Raw genomic sequence first — 19,754 nt, 5'->3', positions numbered from 1 at the left:
ATCCTACTCGTACGGTTTAAGTTGTGATTCAAGTTGAGCGAAATGGGTCTTGGCTGACTTAAGATCGGTTTTCAGAGCTTCTTGCTCTGTCTCGTCGTCACTCTTACTGATTGCACGTTCAATCTTGGTCACAGCAACCTTCGCCATGGCAACATCAATGCGCAGCTGTTTTAGATCAATTCCTGCTCTCTGGGCCAGTTCAATCAGAGCATTGTCAGCGTCAGCGTGTGCTTTGCTTGCCTCTTCTAGGCGAGACTTCAACGCTTCGATTTCGCTTTCGTCTCTCTCTTCGGCGGCCTCTGCCTTCTTCAACTTGGTGCGCATGATCGAAACTTGTTGCTTCAGCGCTTTAAGATCCGGTTTAGCCTCTTTAGGTTCACTCTTAGCTGGCGTAGATTGGGCTGCTTCCGTATTAGAGCTGTTCTGCAAGGCCTGTTCAGCCTCAGTCGCTGCCTGTTTTAGTTTATCGACAGTCACTTGCAGAGTTTCAACGCCATCCAGACCTTTATCTTGGGCATTTTTGAGGGCGACCTCGGCTTTCTTCAATTTGGTTCTGGCAACGGCTGCAGCCGTTTTCAGTGCCGCTGTGTCATCTTGCGTAGTTTCACTGCTGGACTGCTTCTTCCGTTCTGCTTGTGCTTTAGCCGCTTCGGCTGCTCGTGCTTTACGTCGTTCTGCTTTCTCGATTGCCTCGCGTTCTAGGCGAGCTTGTCTCGCTTCGAATCGCTCACGAGCATGGTCAGCTTTGCGTTGTTCAAGCTCTTCTGCACGGATTTCAGATTTAGCAAAACGATAGAATTGCACCAGAGGAATGCTGCTAGGGCAGACGTAGGCACAGGCTCCACACTCTATGCAGTCAAACAGGTTGTGGTTTTTCGCCTTCTCAAACTCTTTGCCTTTTGCAAACCAGTAGAGCTGCTGCGGAAGTAGTTGTGCAGGGCAGGCCTGTTCACACATACCACAACGGATACAGGGCTGTGCCGCAGGTGCTTCTGGCATCTCGCTATCGGTCGCCGCGATCAGACAGTTGGTTGTTTTGATGACCGGAATTGAATCGGTTTCTGCGGCAACCCCCATCATTGGACCACCCATCACCAGACGATGCATGGCGCCCGGTTTTAGATCAGCCGCCGAAAGCAGTTCTGAAAAAGGTGTTCCAATCAGTGTCCAGAAGTTCCCAGGGTGCTCAACCGCCTCACCGGTTACCGTCACTATACGTTGTATTAATGGTTCACCATGATTGATCGCGCGATGCAGCGCCTGAGCCGTCCCAACGTTTTGCACCACAATGCCGATGTCAGCCGGTATTTTGCCGCTCGGTACTTCTACACCGGTTAACAGCTGAATCAATTGGCGTTCACCACCGGAAGGGTATTTGGTCGGAACCACGACGAGATCCAGATCGATATCAGCCTCAGCGAGCGCCTCATTGAGGGCGCGAATCGCGTTGGGCTTGTTATCCTCTATACCGATTAGGGTATGAGTTGGCTCCAACAGATGCTGAATGATTTTAATACCTTCTAATATTTCAGAGGCGTGCTCACGCATCAGCATATCGTCAGCAGTAATGTAGGGCTCACACTCAGCCGCATTGATAATCAAGGTGGTGACAATGTGATCTGAACCCAAGTTCAATTTCACATCGGTTGGGAAGCCTGCACCACCCATACCTGCAATACCCATTTGGCGAATCTGGTTAACCAGTGCAGAACGCTCTATGCCCTTATAATCAATTGCCTGATGTTCAATCCACTGATCTAGGCCATCTGATTCAATCACAATACACTCAGCGGTTAGACCCGACGCGTGCGGCACGGGTTGTGCTTCGATCGCGGTAACGGTGCCGGAGGTTGGTGCATGCAACGACGCACTAATACGACCTACGGGTTCAGCGATGATTTGTCCTTTAAGTACTTTATCTCCAACAGAGACAACAGGGTCAGCGGCTAGGCCAAGGTGTTGCTGGGTTGGAATGACCAAGCTTTTAGGAATGGGCATGGTCCGCACTGAAGCGCGAGTAGACTGCTTCTTATTTTCTGGCGGGTGAATACCGCCGTGAAAACTGAATACCTTCACGATGGATTCTCCTCAAAGCGAGGCTGTCTATCCGTCGCAATCAGATTATTGGTTTGAGGTGGTTCTGGCCACTTCCAGTTCAGTGTTGTCGTCGCCACTGGCAACATATCAATACAGTCGACAGGGCAGGGCTCAACACAGAGATCACAACCGGTACACTCATCGACAATGACGGTGTGCATCTGTTTTGCTGCACCTAAAATGGCATCGACTGGGCAGGCTTGAATACACTTAGTACAGCCAATGCACTCATCTTCACGAATGTAAGCGATCTTGCGAACATCCTCGACCCCGTGCTCTGAGTCCAGAGGAATAGAATCAACGTTAAGCAACTCGGCCAATTGGTCAATGGTGGTCTGCCCACCAGGTGGACACTTATTGATCGCTTCACCTGCTGCGATACCTTCAGCGTAAGGGCGGCAGCCAGGGTGACCACATTGGCCACATTGAGTTTGTGGTAACAGGGCGTCAATTTGATCAACAATCGGGTCACCCTCCACTTTGAAGCGGACGGCTGCGAAGCCAAGAATGACACCAAAAATCAGTGCCAGAATGGCGAGAACAAGAATGGCTAGTGCAACGCTACTCATGCAGCCACCTTAGAACTGAACCAGGCCAGCAAAGCCCATGAAGGCGAGTGACATAAGGCCAGCCGTAATCATACCGATGGCTGGACCTTTAAAGGCAACTGGCACCTCAGCAACAGCAATGCGCTCACGCAGCGCCGAGAAAAGAATCAGTGCCAACGAAAAGCCAACTGCAGCACCAAAACCATAACCAATGGATTCGATAAAGTCGTTCTGTTTGCGAATGTTCAACAGTGCTACACCCAATACCGCACAGTTGGTGGTAATCAGTGGCAGGAAGATACCCAGTAGCTTGTAGAGCAGTGGACTGGTTTTATGTACGACCATCTCCGTGAACTGCACAACCACAGCGATCACGAGAATGAAACTGACCGTCTGTAGATAGATCAGATCAAATGGCAGTAGCAGATAGGTGTAGACCAAGTAGCTGCAGACAGAAGAGAGCGTCAGTACGAAGGTGGTCGCGAGCGACATCCCCATGGCGGTCTCTAGCTTGTTGGATACCCCCATGAAGGGGCACAAGCCTAGAAATTGAACCAGTACAAAGTTATTCACCAGTACGGTACTGATTAAAATTAATAGAAACTCAGTCATCGTCTATCGCTATGGCGTTGAAAGCAAAAAGAAGCTTAATAAAAACGGTTTAGAGTGTACCCTAAACCGCCTCTATAACCCAGTATCAACGGTTGTTTCAGGTCAATTAGACGTCGCTAAAGTAACTTTAGTTCAGTCAGTGACTGCAGAATCAAATCTACCTGTTTTTCGGTCGGTAGGGTGATATCGAGATAAACCTCAGCGTTTGCATGCGGTCCAATGACAATATCACTTCCATCCTCGATAGTACTGAGAACAACGAGTCCTGCCTCTTTTAACAGTACTGCATCGTCTAGTCGGCTGCTCACCGCCGGTAGAAGGCCTCTATCGAAGAGACGTTTCTCCAGAGTGAACAGCACCGAATTTGTGACATTCGGTAGTCCAACAATCAGAGCGTTATGGCCTAGGCGACGAGCTCGAAGGCTAGCATCAACCACCGTTTCAGAGTGTATTTCGTTGTTCTCAATCGGCTGCTCAGCGTCAACCATCATGCCCGCGGCAATGGTTCTATTGGTTAAGCGGTCAATAACAACAAAGGATCCGGTCGAACCATTTTCTAGGTAGGGATCCATCTGAATCGCGCGATCGAGTTGCAGACTGACTTCGGCAATTTCATTAAGCGTCAATGAATCTGCAGGCAAGGCCTCTTGGCTATTCACATCCACTTTGAAATGAATATCAGTGACTCGACCAGAGGATTTCGCTGCTGTTGTTTTAATGAGAAGGTTGTTGCCTACCTTAAGGGGAGATTGGTCCATCCAGATCAGTTTGGCTCTAAAGGCGTTAATGGGCTCGACCTCATCATTCGCCAGCACCAGAGTGTCACCTCGTGAGATATCGATTTCATCTTCAAGCGTCAGCGTGACGGCCATCGGAGCGAAAGCACGTTCAAGATTCCCATCCATCGTAACGATCGATTTAACCTTGGATTGCTTATTACTGGGAAGGACTTTGACCTCTTGACCTACCTCTATGGAGCCTGATGCGATGGTTCCTGCATAGCCACGGAAGTTTAAGTTAGGGCGACTGACATACTGTACGGGGTAGCGAAAAGCCTCAGACGTTGCACGTCCAGTATCTACATCCTCTAGCAACTCCATAAGGGTTGGACCTGAGTACCAGGGAGTGTTGATGGATGGATCGACAACATTATCACCCTGCAGTGCAGATATAGGGCAGAAGTGAATATCGGATAAGCCCAGTTTATCGGCCAAAGCGAGATACTCTGCCTGAATCTCGTTAAAACGATTCTGATCGAACTCTACGAGATCCATTTTGTTGATCGCGACGACAATGTGTTTAATACCCAGTAGGGAAACGATGTAGCTGTGGCGACGTGTCTGTGTCTGAACGCCGTATCGGGCATCGACCAGAATAATCGCCAAATCCGCTGTTGATGCGCCGGTCGCCATGTTTCGTGTGTACTGCTCATGACCGGGTGTGTCGGCAATGATGAACTTACGTTTTGCAGTAGAGAAATAACGATAAGCGACATCAATGGTGATGCCTTGTTCACGCTCGGCCTGAAGGCCATCGACCAACAGCGCTAGATCAGGTTGATCGCCGGTTGTGCCAACACGCTTACTCTCTTTATTGATGGCAGCAAGTTGGTCCTCATAGATCATTTTAGAGTCGTGAAGCAGGCGGCCAATCAAAGTGGACTTGCCGTCATCGACGCTGCCACAGGTGATAAAACGGAGCAGCTCTTTATTCTCGTGCTGCTCAAGGTATGCGTTAATATCACTGGCAATAAGGGATGATTGATGACTCATAATATCTATCCTAGAAATATCCTTCGATTTTCTTCTGTTCCATGGACCCTGCACCGTCATGGTCTATAGCGCGGCCCTGCCTTTCAGAGGTGGTAGCCAATAGCATCTCTTGAATGATCTCAGGCAGTGTTGTGGCTGTAGATTCAACGGCGCCCGTTAATGGATAGCAGCCTAGGGTTCTAAAACGGACCGATTTTTGTTCAGGTACTTCACCGTCATTAAGTGGTAAACGCTCATCATCGACCATGATGGTCATGCCATCTCTCTGAACCACTGGACGCGGCTTAGAAAAGTAAAGTGGTACTAAAGAAATATTCTCTAAGTATATGTATTGCCAGATATCTAGCTCTGTCCAGTTCGATAAAGGAAAGACACGAATGCTCTCGCCTTTATTGATCTCAGTGTTGTAGATATTCCACAGCTCTGGCCTCTGGTTTTTTGGATCCCAACGGTGGTTTTGGTCCCTAAATGAGAAGACGCGTTCCTTGGCGCGAGACGCCTCTTCATCACGACGAGCACCCCCAAATGCGGCATCAAACTGATACTTATTTAGAGCCTGCTTAAGGCCTTGAGTCTTCATGATGTCAGTATGTTTTGCGGACCCATGGACAAAGGGGTTGATGTTCATATCGACGCCCTCCTGATTGATATGAACCAACAGCTCCATACCCGCATCTTTTGCCATCTGATCTCTAAACTCGATCATCTCTCGGAATTTCCAAGTGGTATCGACATGAAGCAGTGGAAAAGGAGGATTGCCAGGGTAAAAAGCCTTACGGGCTAAGTGCAGCATGACTGATGAATCTTTACCGATAGAGTAGAGCATAACAGGGTTATTAAACTCAGCAGCCACTTCACGAATGATGTGAATGCTCTCTGCTTCAAGCTGTTTGAGATGGGTCAAACGATCCGAGCTAATAAGATTCATAGCGCCTCCTTAATTTCGAAAACGCATTATGCATACCAATTTATATAACCCAAAAGAATATATAAAAATTAAGATAGCAGTTTTAGTTATATAAAATTTATCATCTATAAATATTAGCTATATAACTGATTCGGATAATATTACGACTAAATATTATTTTGAGTTATATAGAAAGGTATATATATTCCATTTCGTAATTTATATTCTTATCTTTATAACGGAGCAACCACATGGAATTTGGATACTCTTTTGCTGGCCTTTTGGTTGGTTTCGTTATTGGTTTGACCGGTATAGGTGGTGGCGCGTTGATGACGCCTATATTAATTGTCGGTTTTGGTGTGCCTTTAATAGTGGCTGTGAGTACGGACCTTCTATACGCAGCATTTACTAAAGCGGGTGGCATCATTAATTACGCAAAGAGACAGTTGGTCGAGTGGCGTGTAGCGGCATTGCTGTTGTTGGGGAGTTTGCCAAGCTCATTTTTGACGCTGATTCTCCTCAGTCAGGTTGATTCGGTGGCAACTCTCGAATCAACCATCAACTTAACGCTTGGAATCTCTCTGTTACTCACCTCTATTGCAGTCTTCTTTCGTGAGGCAATTCGTCGTTTTTCAGACAAGCAGTCCGATACGCCTTTTGCGCAAACACTTGTAAAGCTGCGTCCCTATCTAACGGTGTTATGTGGTCTCTTTTTAGGTGGGTTGGTCACACTTTCATCAGTAGGGGCAGGTGCGCTTGGAACCGCCATGCTGATCTTACTCTATCCCCGTTTTTCTATGGGTACGATCGTTGGAACGGACTTAGTCCATGCCGTTGTGCTTACGGCTTTCTCAGGGTTTGGTCACATGCATATGGGTACAGTGGATTTGGAGCTTTTGGCCTACCTATTAGTGGGCTCACTGCCCGGGGTTTGGTTAGGCAGTCGATTAGGGGCGAATCTATCTCCTAAATTGATGCAGCCGATCATCGGCAGTCTGTTGATGGCGATAGGTATCCGTTTCGTTTTAGCGGTTTAAAAGAATATTTCAGTAAAGGGTTAGGGTAGACGATGTATATCTATAACGACGTTGATCAAAAGATCGTTGATGAGCGTGTTGAACAGTATCGCGATCAAACCAAGCGGTATTTAGAAGGGCGCTTGAGTGATGACGAGTTTCTGGCACTCCGTCTGATGAATGGTCTCTATATCCAGAGACAGGCACCTATGCTTAGGGTGGCTATTCCCTATGGAACGATGACATCGACTCAGTTAAGAGCTTTGTCTGCGATCTCTAGAAAATATGATAGAGGCTATGGTCACTTTACGACGCGTACCAATATTCAATTTAACTGGCCAAAACTTGAAGAGGTGCCTGATATTTTGGCGGATCTCGCAAAGGTTCAGCTGCATGCGATCCAGACTTCAGGCAACTGTATTCGAAATACGACCACTGATCACTTTGCTGGCGTTTCCGCAACTGAAATTTCTGATCCTAGACCCTGGTGTGAGCTGATTCGACAGTGGTCGACTCTGCATCCTGAATTTGCCTATCTTCCACGAAAATTCAAGATCGCCATTACCTCAGGGCCAGAAGACCGTGCAGCCACTCAAGTTCATGATGTTGGGTTGCACCTCATTAAGAACGCTCAAGGCGAGCTAGGCTTCGAGGTATTAGTTGGCGGTGGTTTAGGGCGCACACCGAAAATAGGTAAGGTGATTCGTCAGTTCTTACCCGCTAATGAGGTGATCTCGTACTTGGAGGCAATCCTAAGGGTTTATAACTTAAAGGGGCGTCGTGATAACAAGTACAAAGCTCGAATTAAGATATTAGTTGATGCGCTGGGTGCTGATGCGTTTCGTGATCTTGTCGAAGAGGAGTGGCAGCATCTCAAAGGGAGTGATTTGCAAATTACTCAAGAGGAGATTGAACGGGTCAGTGACTTCTTCACGCCACATGACTACAACGCTCAAGCGGCTGCTGACACGACATTGGATCACTATCTAGAGACCCATTCAGAGTTTAAACACTGGTATCAGAGAAATACGCATCAGCACAAAGTGCCTGGCTATCGTGCAGTGACCGTCTCCCTTAAGCCGCAGTTAGGGGCGCCGGGGGATATCACAGCCTTGCAGATGGATCTGGTGGCAGAGTTGGCGGATCGTTTCTCCTTTGGACAGATTCGCTCAACGCATCATCAAAATCTTCTATTGGCCGATGTTGATCAGAGAAACTTGTACTCCGTTTGGGTAGCGCTCAGTGATGCAAATTTAGCTCGTGCCAATATCGGCACGCTAACCGATATGATTGTCTGTCCTGGGTTTGATTTCTGTTCTTTGGCCAATGCAAAAACCCTGAACATTGCTCAGCAGATTAATGATGCCTTTGATGATGTTGATTATCTGCATGATCTTGGTGATATACGCCTCAATATGTCGGGATGTATTAATGCCTGTGCCCATCACCATGTGGGCCATATCGGTATCCTAGGTGTCGATAAGAAGGGTGAGGATTGGTATCAAATCACACTGGGAGGATCGAGCGAAGCCGATGCATCACTGGGTAAAGTGCTGGGACGCGCTGTCGCTGCTGATGAGGTGGCCGATACGTTAAAGCGTCTTCTGGAAACCTATGTGGAACTACGAAAGGGTGATGAGCTGTTTATCGATTGCGTGCGCCGACTAGGTGTTGAGCCGTTTAAGGAGAGAGTCTATGCCGTTGCTTAAGCATAAAACCTTAGTCAGTGATGATCCTTGGGTTTTTCAGGAAGCGTTTTCAGACATTACAGAATCATCCATCGTTGTGCCATTCACTCAGCTTCTTCAGCAAGTGACGATTGCACAACCTCAGGAACGATTAGGCGTCAGACTCAGCAGTGAGGAGTCACTGGATGATCTGATTCCACATTTAAATCAGGTATCGCTGGTTGAAATCTATTTTGAAGCGCTACGCGACGGTAGAGGCTTCAGTTTTGCTCGCCTGATACGTCGAGAGGGTTTCCAGGGTGAGATACGTGCCAGCGGTGAGGTGAGCCGTGATCGACTGGATTATCTCTATCGGTGTGGCTTTGACTCGGTGCTGTTGCAGGCTCCGATCGATGCTGAACAAGCCCAAACAGCCTATCAAGAAATTTCCGTGCACTATCAGGCTGATGCGCGAAACGACCAACCTATCTATAGGCAGACATTATGAGCTTAGATATTAATAAGGCTAATCAACAACTCGCCGGTGCAACCCCTCAAGCGATTGTCGAGTGGGCACTAGAGCAGGGTGATAACCCGATTATTACGACCAATTTTCGTCCCTATGAGTCGGTCATTCTGCATCTAGTGACCTCCATTAAACCGGATATTAAAGTGCTTTGGGTTGACTCAGGTTACAACACCTCGGCGACCTACCGCTTCGCCGAAAAGCTAATCCAAGACCTAAATCTGAATGTGATTACCTATGTGCCAGCACAAACAGCAGCGCATCGTAATGTGGTCATGGGTGGCATCCCTGACGTGGATAGCCCACTGCATGAAACCTTTACACAGCAGGTCAAAATCGAGCCATTTCAGCGGGCTCTTACTGATCTGAAGCCGGACGTCTGGTTTAACGCCATTCGAAAAGATCAGACTGAGTTTAGACAGTCACTGGACGTCTTAAGCCAATCAAAAGATGGTGTGCTGAAGGTGGCGCCACTGTTTGAGCTGACAGAGGCTCAACTTGAGTCCTATCTGCTAGAACACAATTTGCCGAATGAGCATGACTATTTTGATCCAACTAAAGCGCTAGAGACCCGTGAGTGCGGGCTTCATACGCAACTGTAGAGCCACTCTTATGGAATATTTACCGCTCTTTTTTGATCTTAAAAACCGACCTGTTCTACTGGTAGGTGGCGGCGACGTGGCTTTGCGTAAAGCACGGCTATTAACACGTGCTGGCGCGCTCATTCATCTTATAGCACCAGAGGTGTGTGAAGAGGTGAAAATGCTGGTTGAGCAGAAGGGTGGTCAGGTTGAGCTAGGTAAGTATCGTAAATCTCTACTGCAAGGCAGAGTCTTGGTCGTCGCCGCGACCGATTATCAGTCGCTCAATGAGTCGATCTCTTTTGACGCGCGTTCTGCTAATGTTCCGGTCAACGTTGTAGACAGTCCTGCACTCTGTACGTTTATCTTTCCGGCTATTGTCGATCGATCCCCAATCGTTGTCGGTATCTCTTCGGCGGGTAAAGCACCGGTCTTAGCGAGAAATCTTCGAGCACGACTGGAGACTCTCATCCCTCAAGGCTATGCCGACTTAGGTGCATTGGTGGGACGGTTTAGACAGCAGGTGAAACAGAAATTTTCCACCGTTGATGGTCGTCGCCTATTTTGGGAGAAGATACTGTCAGGCCCTGTCGCCGAAAAGGTATTTGCAGAACAGCAAGATGAGGCTGAGCAGTTACTTAGGTCAGCGATTGAAGCGGCCGAAGATAAAGCACCAATGGGTGAAGTCTATCTGGTCGGCGCAGGGCCAGGGGATCCTGAACTACTGACCTTTAAAGCACTGCGTTTGATGCAGCAGGCCGATGTGGTGTTGTATGACGCCTTGGTCTCACCGGAGGTGGTGGATCTTTGTCGTCGAGATGCCGATTTAATCTTTGTGGGTAAACGCCGTGATCAACATACCTTGCCACAAGAGGGGATTAACGAGCTGCTAGTCAAACATGCGAAACAGGGTAAGCGAGTGGTCCGCCTAAAAGGGGGGGATCCGTTCATCTTCGGCCGTGGCGGTGAAGAGCTTCAAACCTTGTCAGAGCAGGGAGTGCCTTTTCAGGTAGTGCCAGGCATTACAGCGGCCAGTGCCTGCAGTAGTTACTCGGGTATTCCTTTAACTCACCGCGATTTTGCTCAATCCGTTCGATTTGTAACCGGGCAGTTAAAGAGCCGACAAGCAGAATTGGATTTCTCAGATCTATTAGCTACGAATGAGACGCTGGTCTTCTATATGGGATTGCACACTTTGCCAGAAATCTCTGCGGGATTGATGGGTGCGGGTCGTTCAGCCTCTACACCGGTCGCCATTGTCTCTCGTGGTACCTGTAAGGATCAAAGAGTGTTAACCGGAACCTTGTCGACGATATCCGACCTACAAGAGAGTGCCCAACTTCCCGCGCCATCCATCATCATCGTCGGCGAGGTGGTTAAGCTTCACTCAGAACTGGCCTGGTTTGGTGAGGTTCATCAAGAGGCTAATCATGCTTTAGAGCAGGTACAGCAACTTTCCGCTTAATAGTTTGTAGGTTGGCATGGCTTTTGCTTAACCCACAGTAGATAGGCATCAAAGTTAATGATGCTCGAAACTGTTTAGGTTAGGTGTTGGATTATTCATGCTGAACTCTTGTTTTTATTTATGCGTCGCGTTTTGCAAATATTTTGCAAAAGCTAAATCCCAGTTGTTGTTCTCTCTACTGATCTCAATCCCATTAACAGCGACTTCGGCGTCCCATAAGCCAGTGGATCCTAATCGGATAATGATTCTGTTTACTGGCCACGAACAGATCCCTTTTCAGCAAGAGGTTTTTCAGGGATTTATTGATGAACAGTATCAGCTACTGGTTAATCAATCTGAGTTATTTACAAAAGAGGTTTACATCCACCGATTGGATGCTTTCAGAAGTGAGCCGGATTACCTTCGTCACAATATCGATTCCCTTTATAAAAATTACCCTAAACTACCCGCGACGATCATAGCCGAAGGCAATTTTGCCCTGCGAGTCGCGCAGGGTCTCTCCAGTAAGCAACCCAATGCAATTGATGTTGTTTCTGTTAACACCAACATGTCTGCACTTCCCGGATTTTCGAAAGGGGAGCTGTTTGATCTAGGGAAAACGCTGGATTCAATCCCAAGGTTATTTCCAAACATCAAAGAGTTGGTTGTGCTCGCTCCAGCCTCTCGACGAGTAGAGGTTGAAGATCTATGGGATTTTAACTTTGCCGATCAGTTTGATTTAACCCTACTTGATGAGTCGTTAAGTTTTGATGAGACCCTATCCAGATTAAAACAGCTTCCTGCAGATCGAGTCATTTTATGGGTAGGGCGTGGTGCTGGTTCGATCTCGGGTGATGGATTGCCGATACAGCTAATTAAACAGATCGTTGATCTTGATGTGGCCCCTTTGATATCGATGCAGAGCTCAAGTCTAAAGGCTGGTGGATTGGGTGGATATATGACTCCTTCTAGAGAGTTGGGCCAAAAGATAGCACAGCTGGTTTACGGTCAATCTGAAGGGTTTGAACCACCTCAAAAACGCTTCATTTTGGATTATAACGAGTTAAGGCGTTGGCAGGCTGATATGTCGAATCTTAAGGGGTCGGTCACAATCATCAATGAGCCTCTCTCTATATTTACCGAGAGGCAAGTTCAGTCATACATCGGCTTACTCTTATTGATTGTTGCACTGTTGTCAGCTCTGTTTGCCTGGTGGATTTGGTATCAGTTAACTGTGCGAAATCGTCAGCTATCCAAGATAGAGGCTCTAGACAGACAACTCCATTTAGCATTAACCACCTCTAAATTAGCGCTAATAGAGGAGAACGTTAATCATCAGACGGCTCATTGGATAATTGAACCCCCTAATGAGAATGTTGCTCCATTGGTCGGTGAGGCTAGATTAAATGCTACTGAGCCTAGATATCGCAATCAAATTACAGACGCGCTTGCTCAAATAGGAGCGGTCGTTGAGTACCCGCTCTACATAGAGGCGTTGAATAGAACTAAATGGGTTAGAAACTCGACGATTGCGGAGCACACCAATGCAAAGGGTGAACTGATTCGAATTCAGCTGTCACAGGATGTAACGGATATTAAAGAGAAGGAGCTGGCACTTGCAGAGTCGGTCAAACGGACTGAAAAAGTACTGCAGCAGCTTAACGATGTTTCTGAATATGGTGATATAGGACTCTTTCACAGTGACTTGATTAACGGTGTCGTAACGGCGAATGATGTCTTTAGATCCCTTTATGATCTCCCTAAAGATCAGTATCCAACAATTACTCAAGAGGATATCAACACACGTATCGCTGCGGATAGTGGAAAGGATCAGCTTAAAAATCGACTCCTCAATTGGCAATCAAACAACTTTCAAAAGATTCAGAGAGAGTTGTTACTCCCCTCTGGAGAGAGGCGTTACCTTGAGTTGAATGCCCGCCCTGAAGTGAAAGAGGGTGTGTTGCAGGGGTTTAGCGGCGCAGTCATCAATCGTACAGATGATGTTCTGCTAAGGCATCAACTGGAGGTTACGCTTACTGAGCGCAGCCTCGCTGTTAAACGGTTAGAAGAGACGCTGCAAAAACAGAAACAGATGTTTGCTGTGATTGGTCATGAACTTCGAACACCGGCTGCGGCACTGAATATGATGTTGGAAGCGGACAATGCGGCGATTACAGAGTCACTTGGTGATATTCGCTCTACCAGTCAGCATCTGCTAGCGGTATTGGATGATTTACGATCGGTGGTTGAACCAGAACTGATTCAAGGGAGAGAGCTCTCTAATGCTCGTCCTATAGAGATAGTAGAGCGATCACTGATACCACTTAAAACGATGCTCGATAATCAACAGATTCGATGCTCGGTTAAATCGAATGATATGGCAGGTCATCAATTCAATCTCGATCAGCGGGGTATTCGACAGGTTTTAACCAACTTGGTTAAGAATGCCGTTGTGCACGGGCAAGGAGGTATGGTTCAAGTTCAGGTCGAAGTAATTACTCCTTCATCAGCCGATGAGGGGACTATGCATCAGCTTCGTATCTCTGTTGAAGATGATGGTCGTGGTATTCCTACCTCTCAGTATGAGTCGATTTTTGAACCCTTTGAAAGAGGTGATACAGATGCGGATGGAACCGGATTAGGGCTCTCAATCTGTCGTGAGATCATTCAAGCTAATGGCGGGACTCTCAATGTAAAAGAGAGTGAGGCGCTAGGAGGTGCTTGCTTCACAATCAATATGCCGGTTGAGCATAAGCAGCCTGCAACCCCGGATGAGACGGCATCGATGGTTTCACTAGAGGGGTTGAGTGTTTTGATGGCAGAAGACAATTTGATGCTCAGAAAGCTTAGTGAAAACTTACTGCAAAAATTGGGGGCTAACCCCGTTCTTGTGGAAAATGGCCAGCTGGCTCTAGATCTGTTTAATGAACAGAAATGGGATTTGATCATAACGGATATCTTTATGCCGGAGATGAACGGTTATGAGTTGGTCGAAGCGATTCGTGCGACAGGAAGTGATGTGAAGGTGTTAGGAATAACCGCCGCAACGGTCGGTAACGAACGAGATCTGTTGCTAAAGGCTGGCGCTGATGTCGTTATGGGTAAACCGATCACATCAGAATCTTTGCAAAACGCTCTGTTGCAGTTACAGCTAAGGGTGTGATTATATCTAGGCTCTAATCTTTATTGAGTGCGTTTGGCTTGTCTCACTGGTTTGTTTACGTCGTTCGTTGTTCCGATAATACCCTCTATACAGGCGTTACCACGGATCTCACTAGACGACTCCGTCAACACAATGGTGAACTGGTTGGGGGCGCTAAATACACACGAGCTAGACAACCTGTGGAGCTTATCTGGCATGAGCAACATGCAGATCGTTCAAGTGCTAGCCAGCGCGAATACGCAATTAAGCGGATGACTTTACAGCAAAAAACTCAATTAATAGGGTCGTGTCAGTTAGGATAATCTTAGCTAACTGAATGGAATTTTTTTCAGTTGAACTCCAGACCCATGGGTCTAAACTGAATAGTGAAAAGTCTGAAGCTGATATCCAGCGGTTGGCTTACCTGGCCCGGGTTTGAAGGGTATTAGGAGTCGAAATATTGCTTTCGGCCAAGCGGGCGGCAACTCACTGTTTAGAAGTTATGGTTAACAGTAAGAGTGTCGCCCGTTTTCATTAGGCGTTAGACGAAATAGCTACCTAAAAGATAACTGCTAAGGTAACCGACTAAAAACGCAATCGATAGATAGACGACGTAGCGTGCATAACTTCCGAAATTTAGGATATCCACTTTAGACATTGCAACGATGCCGGCTGCTGACCCAATTGCCAACAGCGAACCCCCAACACCCACAGAATAAGTTAAGGATAACCACTCGGCTTTTGACATCTCTACTCCAGATTTAAGCAGTGCCGCTGTCAAAGGTACGTTATCGACAAAGGCTGAGAAGACACCCATCGCAAAGTTTGCAACGGTGATGGGTAGGACCTGATAGATGCCTACTAAACTGTCTAGGGTTCCAATCTCTTTGAGCATCCCCACCAATAGCAAAATGCCCAAAAAGAACATCAATGTATCGAACTCGATGCGTCTAACGTAGTCCAATAGATTTTCACGAGTATCCTCTTCATAGAGAAAACGGCCCAGCAGAAACATGGTGGACAGTCCAAAAAGGAAGGTCAAAACCGGTGGGATACCCGCAACAATATTGAGAATAATGGTCGAAATAATGGTTAAAAGAAAAATAACCGCAATGACTTTGCCGACCTTGTCGTCTTTGCGAGGGGTAGGGGTAATTATCACCTGACCTACCAAGGGTCTAGAGAGCATGGCCGCTAACAGCATGGTGCTTAGGAAGGCTGGTAATGAAAGTAGCAGTAGGTCGGTAATCTCTACCTTGCCGGCTAGAAATACCATTAATGTGGTGACATCACCGGTAATCAGCGATACACCACCGGAGTTGACAGCAAATACAACAAGCACAGAGAGTCTAAGGGTTTTACGCCTCTCTAAACCAAGCGAGAGTACCAAGGCAATGGATACCAGGGTGGCCGTGATGTTGTCACAGAGACTTGAGAAGACAAATGAGAAGATGCCGACCAGAAAGATGAGTTTGCGTTCACTGATTTGACTGGGTAGTAGACGATATATAAGCGTCTCAATCAGTCCTTGATGGTTTAAAAAGGCGACAAAGGTCATCGCGGACATTAAAAATAGCCAAAGCCCTGCGATATCTAAAAGGTTTTCATTGAGCATATCCCTGAGTTGTTCAGGCGTAACACCTTGTTCAGGAAACAGGAAGATCAATATCCAAGAGAGCGTGCCTAGAAACAGAGTCGACTTCGCTTTGTTCAGATGAATCAGCTCTTCAAACACAATGGCTAACAGAGCAATCAGAGCAAAGGCGATGAGAGTATAGTGGAGCATTGATAATCCTTATCTGAATTTGGCAAAGGTATGCCTCTCAAGGATCGTCATTTTACTACTTTAGTTGCATTTGATTATAAATAAATCAACGTAAAAGGTGGGTTTTTAAGAATGGTTTTGAATAAGCTTATGCTTGGGTAAAGGAGGATACTCAGCCTCCTTAGACTGAGTATCGGATGCCACTAGGCTTTTTCTGCGCGAGGTTTGCGATTGCCTTTAGGTTTGCTGTTGCGGTCGCGCGGTGGTCCTTTGCGACGCGTTGGCTTACCTGACATCTCATCCTGCCATGGACGAATCGACAACTGCTTGCCGCAGACGCGAGCATCGGCAATTTTCTTCAATTGTGCATGCTTAAGATCATTTGGAAGATCAATCGTTGAGAAGTTCTCACTGATGCTGATGCGTCCAATCAGATCGCTGCTGATGTTCGCTTCGTTTGCGATCGCACCGACAATGTTACCCGGCTTAACGCCTTGTTGGTGGCCAACGCCGATCCAGTAACGGATCTTACCTTCGTCTGCACCAGAGTCACGACGAGGTTTACGATCACCTCTTTCACCGCGCTCGCCACGATCAGAGCGTTCACGACGTGGGCGCTCTTTAAAGCTGGGCTCTTTCTCATCAAGATAGAAGGGCTTATCTTTGTAGATAAGCTGAAGTGCAGCAGCGGCCAGGGCAGAGGCTGTGATACCGCTCTCTGTCACTAGTTCAGTGATCAGGTTATGGAAGTCAGCCGTCTGTGGTTTATCAATCGCATTAACAAGACGCTCTTTTAGGCGCTGTGAACGCAATTGGTTCAGAGCTTTAGCATCGGGAAGTTCAAGTGTTTCAAGTGTTGAACGCGTGTGGCGTTCAATCGACTTAAGCAAGCGGCGCTCACGATGAGTCACAAAAAGAACCGCATCACCTTGACGACCTGCACGTCCTGTACGACCAATTCGGTGTACGTAAGACTCAACATCGTAAGGGATATCGAAGTTAATAACGTGGCTAATACGCTCAACATCCAGACCGCGTGCTACGACATCGGTCGCCACGACAACATCAAGTTTGCCAGACTTTAGACGGCCTACAACGCGTTCACGTTGTGCTTGCTGAATGTCACCGTGCAGTGCAGCTGCATAGAAGCCTGCCTGAATAAGCTGTTCTGATAGCTCTTCAGTCGCTGTCTTAGTTCTAACAAAGATCAGTGCTGCGTCGTGCTCATGCATTTCGAGTAGGCGAGTTAACGCTTGGAACTTAGAGAGGCCACGAACTTCCCAAACGCGCTGGCGAATGGTGCTGGCTGTCTCAGTCTTGCTTTGAATCTTTACGTGCACAGGGTTTTGTAGGTAACGCTCAGTGATCGTTTTAATTTCACGTGGCATCGTCGCCGAGAAGAGTGCGATCTGACGAGTAGGTGGCGTGTGTTCAAGCACCCACTCTACATCGTCAATAAAACCCATGCGTAACATCTCATCCGCCTCATCCAGTACCAAACACTTTAGTTTGTCTAGGCTAAGAGTGCCGCGACGAACATGGTCCATGACACGGCCTGGTGTACCAATAATGACATGCACACCCTTACGTAGAGAGCGAAGTTGTGTGTCGTAACCCTGTCCACCATAGATTGATAGTGTACGTAGACCAGGGATGTACTTAGAGTACTTTTCGCAGGCTTCAGCTACCTGAATGGCGAGTTCGCGAGTTGGAGCAAGTACCAATACCTGTGGGTGGATCTTGCTAGTATCGACGTTCTGTAGAAGCGGCAGAGCGAAGGCGGCTGTTTTACCAGTACCCGTTTGCGCTTGCCCTAGAATATCACGGCCATCAAGAAGGGCTGGAATAGCGCCGGCTTGGATAGGAGAAGGTGTTTCATAGCCTACGTCAGAGAGTGCGTCGAGAATAGGCGTGCTTAAGCCAAGATCACTAAATGTGATCGGCTGATCAGTATCAGACATCAGATTTCCTGCTTTTAGGGGATCCCGTTACCCGCGGCCCATAAGTCAAAAGCAGGTGGAGGATCGTTGAAAGAGGCGCAAATTATACAGACTTTAGGCTAATAAGCCAGCTGTTTATTTTTTAAACAACAAAAAGGCCCGCCATGAAAGCGGGCCTGAACATTATGTGCTAGGCATCTCTAGCCCTTTAGAGACAAAGTCAAAGGACTTCATTCGCTCAATATAAGCGGCCACATTGGGGTATTGATCAGGTTCTATTTTTTGAAATTCAAAGCGATTTGCCCATGGAAAGATTGCGAAGTCAGCAATCGACAGTTGATCACAAACAAAGTCGCGTCCTTCCAATTGTTTATCCAGAACACCCCAAAGACGATGCGCCTCTTTGCAGTAGCGATCAACCGCGTAGGGGATAGGTTCCGGTGCAAATTTATTGAAGTGATGTGCCTGTCCAAGCATAGGTCCAAATCCACCCATCTGCCACATTAGCCACTGCATCACTTGCCAGTAGGCTTTAGGTTCTGTGGGCATAAACTGGCCACTTTTCTCGGCGAGATAGAGCAGGATAGCACCGGTTTCAAATAGGGAGATAGCCTCGCCATTAGGACCATCATGATCAACGATGGCGGGTATCTTATTGTTGGGACTGATGGCTAGAAATTCAGGTTTGAACTGTTCATCGTTAAGAATATCGACTCTATGGAGTTGATATTCGAAACCACAGGCTTCAAGCATGATTCGGATCTTATGGCCGTTTGGTGTGCCCCAGGTGTAGAAATCGATCATCTGATTAGCCTCGTGTGAAGTGTTGGTAAATTTTAATCAGCTCCTCTTCACTATAACTAACAATCACCAACTGTTGACCGGGTTTAATCAGGTCTGGATCCTGACCCAGCATTCCCTGTTGGTAGTTGTAAATGTAGATGTCGTTCACCTTAGAGTAGAGGAACTCGCCTAAGAAAGAGGAGCGTTGATTCTCAAGCACTTCGTCAGCAAGTTCTGGAATCTCTGCGATGAGCGTTTGTCCGTTCTCACCACTGAGCTTGATCCCTTCACGGAAGGTGTTGGTAAGGCCACGCTGCAATATGCCCCAGAGCCCTTGCATGTCGTTGGGGGTTACCGCATGAATGTAGAAGACACTGCCGGCAGCGATGTCGGGATTAGATAGAAGCTCTTTAAGACGAATTTTGTCTCCGGGTGACAGTGTTTTGGTATTGATAACATTGTCTTCAGAGATGAGTTTCATCATCTGATCAGGCTTCACCGATTCATTGCTGACGAGTGGCTGCTTCACAACAAGGGTTGAGGTTTGTACACCCTGGGTTTGAGCCTCATCAGCGGCCTCCATAGCTGTCTGAATGGTCTCTACTTGAGCGGCCTCACTCTTCATGTTGGGTAGTTCTAGCAGTTGATCACCGGTAACAAAGTTATTCGCTTGTTTAATATCGAGCGCTTCATCTTTGGTCTCTTCGGTCAGTGTTTTAATGACCTTTTTGGCCGCTTTTAGTGTCTCTGCAAGGGGCTGTTGTGAGGGGGTGCTTTGTGGTTGCACACTTTCGCCGGTTTGTGAGTCAGTGGATATTTCCGGTTTGTTCAGGAAAAGGTAAGTCGATACTGCAATGATAATCAGAATAAGAGCGATAATGACGCGTTGCATAGTGGTGTGTCCTTAACAGGCGACTGATTCGAATCAGGGTTGTTATTCGTTATTACAGCAAC

16 protein-coding genes are annotated in these 19,754 nt (G+C 47.3%); 7 read left to right on the top strand and 9 right to left on the bottom strand.

Features of this window, described 5'->3' with window-relative positions; translation table 11 throughout:
• Positions 1–3 precede the first annotated feature (3 nt).
• The 5 genes from rsxC to cysD form a co-directional block, all read right to left on the bottom strand.
• Positions 4–2,076: an electron transport complex subunit RsxC gene (gene rsxC / locus XMM312_RS06490; RefSeq protein WP_371731432.1), complete on the bottom strand. Its 2,073-nt coding sequence runs from the start codon at positions 2,074–2,076 to the stop codon at positions 4–6.
• Entirely contained in the window at positions 2,073–2,666 is a 594-nt protein-coding gene (gene rsxB, locus XMM312_RS06485) for an electron transport complex subunit RsxB (protein ID WP_173482437.1), read from the bottom strand. The genes rsxC and rsxB overlap by 4 nt, the downstream gene beginning before the upstream one ends.
• Positions 2,667–2,675: 9 nt before the next feature.
• Positions 2,676–3,257, bottom strand: a complete 582-nt coding sequence (gene rsxA / locus XMM312_RS06480) for an electron transport complex subunit RsxA (RefSeq protein ID WP_173480853.1) — start codon at positions 3,255–3,257, stop codon at positions 2,676–2,678.
• Between the two features lie 116 nt (positions 3,258–3,373).
• On the bottom strand, positions 3,374–5,029 hold the full coding sequence (cysN, locus tag XMM312_RS06475) for a sulfate adenylyltransferase subunit CysN (RefSeq protein WP_173480854.1): 1,656 nt from the start codon (positions 5,027–5,029) through the stop codon (positions 3,374–3,376).
• Positions 5,030–5,039: 10 nt separating this feature from the next.
• Entirely contained in the window at positions 5,040–5,957 is a 918-nt protein-coding gene (gene cysD, locus XMM312_RS06470) for a sulfate adenylyltransferase subunit CysD (RefSeq protein ID WP_173480855.1), read from the bottom strand.
• A gap of 230 nt (positions 5,958–6,187) precedes the next feature.
• Here cysD and XMM312_RS06465 point away from each other — a divergent pair, with 230 nt between their 5' ends.
• The 7 genes from XMM312_RS06465 to XMM312_RS06435 all read left to right on the top strand — a co-directional run bounded on the left by XMM312_RS06465 (position 6,188) and on the right by XMM312_RS06435 (position 14,635).
• On the top strand, positions 6,188–6,973 hold the full coding sequence (locus tag XMM312_RS06465; protein WP_173488908.1) for a sulfite exporter TauE/SafE family protein: 786 nt from the start codon (positions 6,188–6,190) through the stop codon (positions 6,971–6,973).
• 32 nt (positions 6,974–7,005) lie between these two features.
• A complete protein-coding gene (locus XMM312_RS06460) occupies positions 7,006–8,661 on the top strand; it encodes a nitrite/sulfite reductase (protein ID WP_173488907.1) in 1,656 nt (551 codons plus the stop codon).
• Complete coding sequence (locus XMM312_RS06455; RefSeq protein WP_173488906.1) at positions 8,648–9,127, top strand: DUF934 domain-containing protein; 480 nt, start codon at positions 8,648–8,650, stop codon at positions 9,125–9,127. The genes XMM312_RS06460 and XMM312_RS06455 overlap by 14 nt, the downstream gene beginning before the upstream one ends.
• On the top strand, positions 9,124–9,747 hold the full coding sequence (locus XMM312_RS06450) for a phosphoadenosine phosphosulfate reductase family protein (RefSeq protein ID WP_173488905.1): 624 nt from the start codon (positions 9,124–9,126) through the stop codon (positions 9,745–9,747). Before XMM312_RS06455 ends, XMM312_RS06450 begins: the two co-directional genes overlap by 4 nt.
• Before the next feature lie 10 nt (positions 9,748–9,757).
• Positions 9,758–11,191 carry a siroheme synthase CysG gene (cysG, locus tag XMM312_RS06445; protein WP_173480860.1) on the top strand — a complete coding sequence of 478 codons (1,434 nt, stop codon included), beginning with the start codon at positions 9,758–9,760 and terminating at the stop codon, positions 11,189–11,191.
• 241 nt (positions 11,192–11,432) lie between these two features.
• Positions 11,433–14,333, top strand: coding sequence for a hybrid sensor histidine kinase/response regulator (locus tag XMM312_RS06440; protein ID WP_173488904.1), 2,901 nt, complete (start codon positions 11,433–11,435; stop codon positions 14,331–14,333).
• A 23-nt stretch (positions 14,334–14,356) separates the two neighbouring features.
• Positions 14,357–14,635, top strand: a complete 279-nt coding sequence (locus XMM312_RS06435) for a GIY-YIG nuclease family protein (RefSeq protein ID WP_371743471.1) — start codon at positions 14,357–14,359, stop codon at positions 14,633–14,635.
• A gap of 218 nt (positions 14,636–14,853) precedes the next feature.
• Here the strand turns inward: XMM312_RS06435 and nhaD are convergent, their stop codons facing one another.
• From nhaD to XMM312_RS06415, 4 genes are all read right to left on the bottom strand, one after another.
• Positions 14,854–16,098, bottom strand: a complete 1,245-nt coding sequence (gene nhaD, locus XMM312_RS06430; RefSeq protein WP_173488902.1) for a sodium:proton antiporter NhaD — start codon at positions 16,096–16,098, stop codon at positions 14,854–14,856.
• Between the two features lie 182 nt (positions 16,099–16,280).
• Positions 16,281–18,038 carry a DEAD/DEAH box helicase gene (locus XMM312_RS06425; protein ID WP_173488901.1) on the bottom strand — a complete coding sequence of 586 codons (1,758 nt, stop codon included), beginning with the start codon at positions 18,036–18,038 and terminating at the stop codon, positions 16,281–16,283.
• Between the two features lie 162 nt (positions 18,039–18,200).
• Positions 18,201–18,821, bottom strand: coding sequence for a glutathione S-transferase family protein (locus XMM312_RS06420; RefSeq protein ID WP_173480865.1), 621 nt, complete (start codon positions 18,819–18,821; stop codon positions 18,201–18,203).
• Positions 18,822–18,825: 4 nt separating this feature from the next.
• On the bottom strand, positions 18,826–19,692 hold the full coding sequence (locus XMM312_RS06415) for a hypothetical protein (protein WP_173488900.1): 867 nt from the start codon (positions 19,690–19,692) through the stop codon (positions 18,826–18,828).
• Positions 19,693–19,754: the final 62 nt, after the last annotated feature.

Origin of the sequence: Marinobacterium sp. xm-m-312, assembly GCF_013283295.1 — a bacterium.
Taxonomy (GTDB): domain Bacteria; phylum Pseudomonadota; class Gammaproteobacteria; order Pseudomonadales; family Balneatricaceae; genus Marinobacterium_E.
The sequence above is the reverse complement of the archived record's forward strand: the minus strand, read 5'-3'. Positions and strand labels throughout refer to the sequence as shown.

Excerpts from the sequence above, each read along its gene's own strand:
- rsxB (WP_173482437.1), bottom strand. The coding sequence starts at position 2,666 with ATGAGTAGCGTTGCACTAGCCATTCTTGTTCTCGCCATTCTGGCACTG.
- rsxA (WP_173480853.1), bottom strand. The coding sequence starts at position 3,257 with ATGACTGAGTTTCTATTAATTTTAATCAGTACCGTACTGGTGAATAAC.
- cysN (WP_173480854.1), bottom strand. The coding sequence starts at position 5,029 with ATGAGTCATCAATCATCCCTTATTGCCAGTGATATTAACGCATACCTT.
- cysD (WP_173480855.1), bottom strand. The coding sequence starts at position 5,957 with ATGAATCTTATTAGCTCGGATCGTTTGACCCATCTCAAACAGCTTGAA.
- XMM312_RS06465 (WP_173488908.1), top strand. The coding sequence starts at position 6,188 with ATGGAATTTGGATACTCTTTTGCTGGCCTTTTGGTTGGTTTCGTTATT.
- XMM312_RS06460 (WP_173488907.1), top strand. The coding sequence starts at position 7,006 with ATGTATATCTATAACGACGTTGATCAAAAGATCGTTGATGAGCGTGTT.
- XMM312_RS06455 (WP_173488906.1), top strand. The coding sequence starts at position 8,648 with ATGCCGTTGCTTAAGCATAAAACCTTAGTCAGTGATGATCCTTGGGTT.
- XMM312_RS06450 (WP_173488905.1), top strand. The coding sequence starts at position 9,124 with ATGAGCTTAGATATTAATAAGGCTAATCAACAACTCGCCGGTGCAACC.
- cysG (WP_173480860.1), top strand. The coding sequence starts at position 9,758 with ATGGAATATTTACCGCTCTTTTTTGATCTTAAAAACCGACCTGTTCTA.
- XMM312_RS06440 (WP_173488904.1), top strand. The coding sequence starts at position 11,433 with ATGATTCTGTTTACTGGCCACGAACAGATCCCTTTTCAGCAAGAGGTT.
- nhaD (WP_173488902.1), bottom strand. The coding sequence starts at position 16,098 with ATGCTCCACTATACTCTCATCGCCTTTGCTCTGATTGCTCTGTTAGCC.
- XMM312_RS06425 (WP_173488901.1), bottom strand. The coding sequence starts at position 18,038 with ATGTCTGATACTGATCAGCCGATCACATTTAGTGATCTTGGCTTAAGC.
- XMM312_RS06420 (WP_173480865.1), bottom strand. The coding sequence starts at position 18,821 with ATGATCGATTTCTACACCTGGGGCACACCAAACGGCCATAAGATCCGA.
- XMM312_RS06415 (WP_173488900.1), bottom strand. The coding sequence starts at position 19,692 with ATGCAACGCGTCATTATCGCTCTTATTCTGATTATCATTGCAGTATCG.